The organism is Desulfonatronospira sp. MSAO_Bac3, from assembly GCF_003838035.1.
Taxonomy (GTDB): Bacteria; Desulfobacterota; Desulfovibrionia; order Desulfovibrionales; family Desulfonatronovibrionaceae; genus Desulfonatronospira; species Desulfonatronospira thiodismutans.
In genome coordinates this window covers 1-8995 of the sequence record NZ_QYZY01000276.1, presented here as the reverse complement: position 1 = coordinate 8995, position 8995 = coordinate 1, and the positions used below count along the sequence as shown (strand labels likewise).

General features: G+C 54.3%; 7 protein-coding genes. 6 read left to right on the top strand and 1 reads right to left on the bottom strand.

Features of this window, described 5'->3' with window-relative positions:
- Positions 1–215: hypothetical protein (locus D5S03_RS09420; RefSeq protein ID WP_287043665.1), on the top strand; the 215-nt coding region annotated here is incomplete at its 5' end.
- A gap of 199 nt (positions 216–414) precedes the next feature.
- Here the strand turns inward: D5S03_RS09420 and prs are convergent.
- Complete coding sequence (gene prs / locus D5S03_RS09415; RefSeq protein ID WP_008870997.1) at positions 415–1323, bottom strand: ribose-phosphate diphosphokinase; 909 nt, start codon at positions 1321–1323, stop codon at positions 415–417.
- 832 nt (positions 1324–2155) lie between these two features.
- On the opposite strand from prs, the gene D5S03_RS09410 reads away from it, so the two are divergent.
- The 5 genes from D5S03_RS09410 to D5S03_RS09390 are packed head-to-tail and all read left to right on the top strand — an operon-like array spanning position 2156 to position 8646.
- Positions 2156–3091, top strand: coding sequence for an NADH-quinone oxidoreductase subunit B family protein (locus D5S03_RS09410; protein WP_008870998.1), 936 nt, complete (start codon positions 2156–2158; stop codon positions 3089–3091).
- A 34-nt stretch (positions 3092–3125) separates the two neighbouring features.
- A complete protein-coding gene (locus D5S03_RS09405) occupies positions 3126–4682 on the top strand; it encodes a nickel-dependent hydrogenase large subunit (RefSeq protein WP_287043664.1) in 1557 nt (518 codons plus the stop codon).
- The gene (locus D5S03_RS09400) at positions 4679–5131 is read left to right on the top strand and encodes a hydrogenase maturation protease (RefSeq protein ID WP_008871000.1); all 453 of its coding nucleotides are present in this window, start codon (positions 4679–4681) and stop codon (positions 5129–5131) included. The genes D5S03_RS09405 and D5S03_RS09400 overlap by 4 nt, the downstream gene beginning before the upstream one ends.
- Positions 5115–7751: a PAS domain-containing hybrid sensor histidine kinase/response regulator gene (locus tag D5S03_RS09395; RefSeq protein WP_287043662.1), complete on the top strand. Its 2637-nt coding sequence runs from the start codon at positions 5115–5117 to the stop codon at positions 7749–7751. Before D5S03_RS09400 ends, D5S03_RS09395 begins: the two co-directional genes overlap by 17 nt.
- On the top strand, positions 7741–8646 hold the full coding sequence (locus D5S03_RS09390; protein WP_008871002.1) for a diguanylate cyclase: 906 nt from the start codon (positions 7741–7743) through the stop codon (positions 8644–8646). The genes D5S03_RS09395 and D5S03_RS09390 overlap by 11 nt, the downstream gene beginning before the upstream one ends.
- Positions 8647–8995 lie beyond the last annotated feature (349 nt).

The window sequence follows — 8995 nt, the reverse complement described above, 5'->3', positions numbered from 1 at the left end:
TGATTAAACTTCCACCACCCAAGCAAGTCCAGGCCACGGTACAGCTCCCCTCCTTAGCCAAGGAGGGGAGCAGATCGAGGCATGGCAGCACTCTGTCGCATGCATCTGTCAAATATTCCGTCTGGATCGAGGTTAAACTTCCAACACCCAAGCAAGTCCAGGCCACGGTACAGCTCCCCTCCTTAGCCAAGGAGGGGCCGGGGGTGGTTGTATGAAATCCCTTCCTTATACCCGAATTATCCCATAACACCCTCTTTTTTCCACTCAGACTCGCGGAAAAAATTAGTTTCCTTAATATGCAAAGTCAATACAAGCCTGAAACCACTATCAAAACATATAAATATTGCCATCAAAATTCTTGCGGGGATACCATATACTTTCCATCCGGAAACTACTTATTTCCGGCTACAAAAACTACGTAACAAGCTTCCTGCTTATATCCCCGGCCAGGCTCAGAACTTCAAAGGGGTCTGTTCCATCCACCTGCCTGGCCGTCTCCGGGCAGGAGTCCGTGAGCCAGAAACGCTCAAACCCCTGGTCAATAAAACGCTCCCAGGATTTTTGCGGAAAGACCCCGTGGGTTACATATGCACTGACACTTTTTGCCCCGGCCTCTTCCAGGGCCTGCCTGCACTTGATCAAAGTCCCCCCGGTCATGACCAGGTCGTCAACAACAATCACGTTTCTGCCCCGGGGCTCTCCCTCCCGGATAATGACCCTGCGCCCGTCCTTATCCCGGACTTTGTGCGCTGTTATCAGGGGGTAGCCCTCAAACATGCGCCCGAAACGCTTCCAGGCACCCTCGTCGGGAAAAGCCACAGCCACGTCAGGCATGCCCTGGATACGCTCCAGCAGCAGAGGAACAGCCGTCTCTAACCTGGGTACTACCTGATCCGAAAAATAAAACCTCTCCTGCAGGGCATGGATGTCGTAGATAATTATCTGCACCGGGCCGGTCATGGTCCCCGGGACCAGTGAAAGCATCCTGGCCAGGGTGGCTGCCGTGGCGATCTCACCCTCCTCGTCCACCCGCTCCATGGTCCCGGTGGGGAAATAAGGCATTATCACCTTCAAAGATTTTACAGCCAGGCGGGGCAGTTCATAGATCACGGACAACTGGCTGAAGATCTCCGCCGGGCTGTCCATGGAGGCCAGAAAAACCACATGCGAGTTTCGCAGGCCGATGGCGTCATGTACCATAAGATTGGGGAAGCCATCCTGAAAATAATTCCAGGAAATCTCCCCGGACTCGCAGGCTTCACTGGCCTTGCAGATTTTACGTGCAAGATCGTGCATCTGGGGGCAACAAAACACTTTGATCATACAGGCCTCCCCTGAAGTTGATGCCGACTTTTATTTTGCAAATTTAAGCCCTTGTCAAGAATTAAGGAAGGGAGCTGATTATCGAACCACCCCCGACCCCTCCTTAACCAAGGAGGGGAGCAGATCGAGGAACGGCAACACTCTGTCGCATGCATCTGTAAAATACTCCGTCTGAATCGTGATCAAACTTCCACCACCCAAGCAAGTCCAGGCCGCGGTGCAACTCCCATGCTTGGCCTGGGAAGTGCCGGGAAAGGAAGGGAGCTGAATATCGAACCACCCCCGACCCCTCCTTAACCAAGGAGGGGAGCAGATCGAGGCATGGCGACACTCTGTCGCAGGCATCTGTATAAATACTCCGTCTGAATCGTGATCAAACTTCCACCACCCAAGCAAGTCCAAGCCGCGATACAGCTCCCCTCCTTAGCCAAGGAGGGGTCGGGGGTGGTTGTATGAGATCCCTTCCTTATAAACATTTCAGAAGCCCGCCACCCAAGCAAGTCCAAGCCACGAGCCACGGTACAGCTCCCCTCCCTCAGGAAGAAAGTATGGGTGTATGGGTGTATCCATGTGTGGGTGTAAAGATATTTTTACTCCCATACACCCATACGCCCATACGCCCATACGCCCATACGCCCATACGCCCATACTTCTTAACCCCGGGGTGGTTGTATGAACTCCCTTCCTGACCCCGAACACAAAGTTTTAGTAAACTCCTTTTTTTGGATTTACATTTCCATTAATTACCGCTACTATAAACAGTAATTACACAAAATTCACCAACCGGAATTTTCTTTCAGCACCCAACAGGAACGACCAGTAGGAGGCAGGCATGAAGACGGCTTTCTGGATGCAGGCAGGCGGCTGCGGTGGCGACAGCATGTCGTTTCTGAGCCAGAGCTTTGCCTGCACATCCAATCTGTTCCAGGCCCTGGACATCGACCTCCTCTGGCACCCGTCATTTTCCTGCATAGCCATGCAGGATCAGAAAAGACTCCTGGAAGACCTGGCAGCAGGTAAAATACCTCTGGATATATTCATCCTGGAAGGATCCGTCATATGCGGCCCCTCTGGGACGGGCCTTTTCGACACACACATGGGCCGGCCCAGAAAAGACCTGGTACAGCAACTAACCATGCAGGCCGATACAGTCATTGCCGCCGGGACCTGCGCCTCATTCGGCGGTTTCGGGGCTGACGGGGAGGCCGGATCCACCGGCCTGCAGTTCCACAAAACCCGGCCTGGTGGACTCCTGGGTCCCGATTTTCGGTCCGGCTCAGGACAACCGGTGATAAACCTGGCCGGATGTCCCTGCCACCACGACGTAATGGCCGGGGCACTGGCAGCCGCAGCCCGCGGTACCGCCATGGACCTGGATGAATACCACCGACCCCGGGAATGGTACGGAACCATGATCCACCAGGGATGCACCCGCAACGAATATCATGAATACCGGGTGGAGGAATCCGATTTCGGCGAACTGGGATGTCTCTTCTTTCACATGGGTTGTGCCGGTCCCCTGGTTCCCGGCCCCTGCAACAAGCTTCTCTGGAACCAGCAGTCATCCAAGCCAAGGGCCGGGGTGCCCTGTTTTGGATGCACCGACCCTGAATTCCCCGGGAAAAACCCATTTTTTTACACCCAGAACATAGAAGGCATCCCTTTGTCTTTGCCCAACGGCGTCAACAGGGCCCACTACATGGTCTACAAAAGTATGGCTGCCGCAGCCGCTCCTCTTCGTCTTAAAAAAAGAACCGCCAGGGTGTAGCCGGAGGCCGCCATGTTCCAGCAAAAGGACTTTTATGAGTTCCAAAAGTGTCCGCACAAGCCTGAACATCCCCCTGAACCGGGTTGAAGGCGACCTGGAGATCCAGGCCGCAATAGAGGACGGCTGCATCACGGAGGCAAGGTCTTCGGGGACCATGTACCGCGGGTTTGAAAACATGATGACCGGCCGGGGCACCCTGGACGGACTGGTGATAACCCCGCGCATCTGCGGAATCTGCAGCCTGAGCCACCTCACCGCTGCAGTAGAGGCCCTGGAAGACATCAGCGGCACAACCCCGCCGGACAACGCCCGCAGACTTCGCAATCTGGCCCTGATGGTGGAAATGCTCCAGAGCGACATCCGCCAGAGCATCCTTATGTTCATGGTGGATTTCACCAATGAAGGGGCTTATGCATCCCACCCCCTGAGCAGCCTGCTGATGGAACGCTATGCCCCTCTGTCCGGCACCTCCGCCATCCAGTCCATCCAGGAAACCAGGCGCCTTCTGGAGGTGGTGGCCATCATAGGCGGACAGTGGCCGCATACCTCCTTCATGGTCCCCGGAGGGGTCACCTCCAGCCTGGGTACCCCGGAACTTCTGCGCTGCTGCATGATCATTGAGAATTTTCAGAGCTGGTACGAAAAAAATGTCCTGGGCTGTTCCATAAGCCGCTGGCACCAGGTGGATAGTGCCCAGGCCATGCTTGACTGGCTGGAGGAGAAAGAATCCCATCGACAGGGCGATCTGGGCCTTTTCCTGCGCCTGGCCTATGACGCCGGACTGGATACAATGGGGCAGGGACCCGACGGATTTCTCTGCTACGGCGGGCTGCCCCTGCCGGAACACACAGAGGTGAAGGGACAGCAAGGCCAGTTCATCCCGGCCGGATTCGCCCGGCACGGCAGCATCCAGGCCTTTGACCCAGCAAACATCGCCGAAGACATTTCCCAGTGCCCCTACAGCCAGAAGCATACCAGCGTCCATCCCTGGGACAGCAGCACCAACCCGGACCCTTACGCACCCCGGGAAAACAGCTATTCCTGGATCAAGGCCCCCAGATACAACGGCCACGCAGTTGAAACCGGGCCTCTGGCTGAAATGCTTGTGCGCCGTGATCCCTTGTTCACCGACCTTATTCAAAGGCAGGGCTCCAGCGTCCTGTCCCGTCAGCTGGCCAGGCTTACCCGGCCGGCCCGGCTGATTCCGGCCATGCTGGCCTGGCTGCGGGAACTGAGCAGCAATCCCCAGGGCAAGTTCTATCACCGGGTTAAAAAAATCCCCGATGGACAGGGAGCCGGTCTTATCCAGGCTGTACGCGGCGGGCTCGGACACTGGGTGCAGATAGTGGACCAGAAGATCGAGCATTACCAGATCATTACTCCATCCACCTGGAACGGCTCCCCCAGAGACGGGGATAATAATCCCGGGGCCTGGGAAAAGGCCCTGGAAGGGACTTTTATAAAAAATCCGGAAAACCCGGTGGAGGCCGGCCATGTGGTGCGCTCCTTTGATCCCTGCCTGGTATGTGCTGTGCACAGCCTGCACAGGGGCCGGAAAAAAGGCGTCCTGGTCCTGGGAGGAGGCTTTTGAAAAAGAGTATTGTCTGCATTGGAAGCATCTGGATAACAGAAGATATGGCCGGACTGCAGGTATATAAACGCCTGCAGGACACTGAGCATCCCCGCACTGTAGAAGTTTTTTTCGGCGGCCTTTCCGGCCTGAACCTTCTGCCCTTTCTGGAACAGGGCGGCAGGGTGGTTTTTGTGGACAACGTTAAAGGCTTTGCCGCACCCGGCCGGGTGGTGGTCCTGGATCAAAGCCAGGTCATTGCCTCCCGGGAGCTGCGGCACTATGGTCACGGGGCCGGCCTGCCCTTTTTGCTTACTGTTCTGCCTGAGGTGTGTACCGGAACCATGCCCCGGGAAATCTTTCTGGTGGGAATCGAGGAAAAATTTACGTCAGAATCTGTTCAGGAGGCGGCCTGCCTGAGCCTGCAGATAGCCGAGAATGGACGTTGCTGCCATGGTAAAGAGTTATAAGGACCTGGCCCAGGAAAACGAACTGCTTCGCCGGGAACTGAAAGTTGCCCGGGAAGCAGCTGAAATAACCTCGAAAATGGTGGTGGAGCAGTTTGAGCAGACCGAGCAGATGCTGCGCCGCTACCGGGAGGCCAATGCCCAGCGCCGGGCCGTTCTTGATGCCGCCTCCAGAATGTCCATCATTGCCACTGATCTTTCAGGCAATATCACCCTTTTCAATCCCGGAGCGGAAAACCTGCTGGGATATGCATCCAGTGATGTTGCCGGCCGGATGAATATACTTTCTTTGCACACCACTGAAGACCTGGAGCGGCATAGAGCCTCATTAAAGGCTACTCTGACCTCAAGTACCGGCATGGAGATATTTGAACATTACACCAGCCTGCAGCAGCATGATACCGGGGAATGGCAGTACATCTGCAGTGACGGCACACTTCTGCCCGTAAGCCTTTCCATCACCTCCATTTATAATGCCGAGGGCATGCGGGAAGGTTACCTGTTTACAGCCATGGATCTTACCCTGCGCAAATCCCTGGAACAAAAGCTGGTGGCGGCCAAGGAGGAGGCCGAACAGGCCAGTGCCTGCAGAGGTGAATTTCTGGCCCGCATGAGCCATGAGATACGTACCCCCATGAATGCCATAACCGGAATGGCCTACCTTCTGGGCAACACCGATCTGGATCACGTGCAGCAGGACTATGTGCGAAAAATCATTGATTCCGCCGATACCCTGCTGGCAATAATAAATGATATTCTGGATTTCTCAAAGATAGACGCCGGCAGGATGGAACTTGAAGAGCTTCCCTTTTCCCTGCAGCAGATTATCGGCAGAATGTTGAATGTGGTCGGGGCCAGGGCGGAGGAAAAAGGACTGAAAATCCAAACTCATATCCATCCCGGTGTGCCGGACAGTCTGGTGGGTGATGCTCTAAGGCTTGGACAGATCATCTTGAACCTTTGCTCCAATGCAGTCAAATTTACTTCCCAGGGAGAGGTAGCCCTTACCGTGACACTACAGAAGGAGCGCCAACACCAGGTCGACTTGCTTTTCTGTGTGAGCGACACCGGCACAGGGATTACCCCTGAAAAGGCGGAGCAGCTTTTCCAGGCCTTCCAGCAGGCTGATGGCTCCATTACCCGCAAATACGGCGGATCAGGTCTGGGACTGGCCATCTGCAAAGAACTGACCCAGATGATGGGCGGAGAAATCTGGGTGGAAAGCATCCCTGATCAGGGATCAAGCTTTTTCTTTACAGCCTGTTTCAGAAGAAATGAACAGGCAGAGCCCGGACCAGACCAGGATTATCCGGACATGGAGGCAGTCAGGGGGACAAGGGTCCTGGTGGCCGAGGACAACACCATAAATCAGCAGATTATTCACGAATACCTGCGTGAAGCAGGCATAAATGCAACTATTGTGGACAATGGAAAAAAATGCCTGGAAAAACTTCAGCAAAGCCATTATGATCTGGTACTCATGGACATCCAGATGCCTGAAATGGACGGGCTGGAGGCGGCCCGGAACATCCGCGCCGCAGAGATTACAGAACAGGGCTCACAGGACACAGACCGCAGGCCACAGAACCATTCCCCCAATCCCCCAACCCCTCAATCCCCAAATTCCTCAATCCCCCAATCCCCAAATCCCTCAATCCCTCAATCCCAGAATTCCTCAATCCCTCAATCCCAGAATTCCTCAATCCCTCAATCCCAGAATCCCTCAATCCCTCAATCCCAGAATTCCCAAATCCCCCAATCCCCCAATCCCGGAATCCCCATCATCGCCATGACCGCTCATGCTCTGGATACGGACCTGGAAAAAAGCCTGCAGGCCGGCATGAACGACCATATAACCAAACCTGTGCATCCTGACACCCTGTACCGTATCCTGCAGCGCTGGGCCCCTCAAGCCGCCCGGCAGGACAGTGCTGTTGGCTCTGCAGGCGGCAACAGCCGGTCTATTGACCTGCAAAAAAGCAGTGAGCATTTGCCCCGGATAAGGGAGATAGACATGGATGAAGCCATGCAGCGCATGAACTTCAGCCCTGAGCTGGTTATGGAGATGCTTCTGGAATTCAAAAATACCTACAGGTCGGTCCCTTCCCTGTTGCGGCAGTGGCAGGACCGGGGCAGATGGGAAGACATCCAGGAAAAAACCCATGCCATCAAGGGTGCCTCTTCATATATAGGAGCCGTAAAAGTGCACAGGGATGCCTCCCTTCTGGAAGAAACCCTGAAATCAGGACAACATAATAAGCAAAACATATCCATACTGCTGCAGAATTTTCTGCACAGCCTGGAGAACTGTCTCTCTTCCCTGGACAGCCTTGAATCCAGGTCACAGCCAGAGAGTATCTCCCCGTCTCCTCTCGGGGAAAGGGAACAAAGATACGCAGCTGAAATACTTGGAAAGCTTGCCCGGACCCTGGACCGTGGCGAACTTGCTGATGAAAACCGGATCAGGGAACTGGACGGGATGCTCAGGGGACAGGGGTTTGACGGGCTTTTGAACAAACTTCTTGAATTTATCAGCGAGTTTGACCATGATGCTGCAGCTGAAGTGGCCCTGAAAATTCAGCAAAGGATAAACGGCAACATCAGTGATACACATGGGACATGAACCAGCCCGCATACTCATTGTTGATGATGAAAAAATAAACCTCAGGGTCCTGGCGGACCTGCTCAAGGACAAGTACACTATCATGCTGGCCAGAAGCGGAGAACAGGCTTTGAAGCTGGCCCATCAGGAACCCCGGCCCGACCTTATCCTCCTGGATATTGCCATGCCCGGGATGAGCGGCTTTGAAGTCATCAAAAAGCTCAAACATGATGATGCAACCAATCACATTCCGGTGATTTTCATAACCGCCCTTGACAGCAGGGAGCAGGAAGAGAAAGGGCTTAAGCTTGGAGCAGTGGATTACATCACCAAGCCCATATCCCCTCCCATAGTAAAGATCCGGGTACGCAACTACCTGGATATGCAGCATAAATACAAGCTTCTGGAACAAAAGGCCAACCTGGACGGGCTCACGGAGATACCCAATCGCCGCTGTTTTGAAGAGGTGCTGGCCAGGGAATGGCAGAGGGGCAAAAGAAACGCCAGTCCTCTTTCCGTTGCCATGCTGGATATAGATTGTTTCAAGCAGTACAATGACCACTACGGTCACCAGACTGGGGACATCGCCCTGCAGAGAGTCGCCCGCAGCATCATGGACAGTCTGAAACGCGCTTCAGACTATGCCGGAAGATACGGCGGGGAGGAGTTCGTCATCCTCATGCCCGAAACTCCCCTGGAGTCGTCGCTGATGGTGGCCGAAAGAATCCGCTCAGACATTGAAAGCCTTGCCATACCTCATGCCTTATCCAGTATAGCCCCGCATCTGACCGTAAGCATAGGAGTGGCCTCCACCCGGGATTACGCCGAATCCGGCCCGGAAGAAATCATCAAACGCGCAGACCAGCATATGTACACGGCCAAACAGTCTGGCCGCAACCGCGTTTTTGGAGAATAAAAGGAAGGGAGCTGAATATCAAACCACCCCCGGCCCCTCCTTAACCAAGGAGGGGAGCAGATCGAGGCATGGCAACACTCTGTCGCAGGCATCTGTCAAATACTCCGTCTGGATCAGGGGTGGTTGTATGAACTCCCTTCCTTATAAACATTCCAGAAACCCACCACCCAAGCAAGTCCAAGCCGCGATACAGCTCCCCTCCTTAGCCAAGGAGGGGTCGGGGGTGGTTGTATGAACTCCCTTCCTTTATTTTTTCTTGCATTTCGCATAACCTACAACAACCAACGCAACAAACTCAAATCAAAAAAATGAAATCCGAAATTTACAATCAAAAAAAGCTAAAGCCTCA

Excerpts from the sequence above, each read along its gene's own strand:
- prs (WP_008870997.1), bottom strand. The coding sequence starts at position 1,323 with ATGATCAAAGTGTTTTGTTGCCCCCAGATGCACGATCTTGCACGTAAA.
- D5S03_RS09410 (WP_008870998.1), top strand. The coding sequence starts at position 2,156 with ATGAAGACGGCTTTCTGGATGCAGGCAGGCGGCTGCGGTGGCGACAGC.
- D5S03_RS09405 (WP_287043664.1), top strand. The coding sequence starts at position 3,126 with ATGAGTTCCAAAAGTGTCCGCACAAGCCTGAACATCCCCCTGAACCGG.
- D5S03_RS09395 (WP_287043662.1), top strand. The coding sequence starts at position 5,115 with ATGGTAAAGAGTTATAAGGACCTGGCCCAGGAAAACGAACTGCTTCGC.
- D5S03_RS09390 (WP_008871002.1), top strand. The coding sequence starts at position 7,741 with ATGGGACATGAACCAGCCCGCATACTCATTGTTGATGATGAAAAAATA.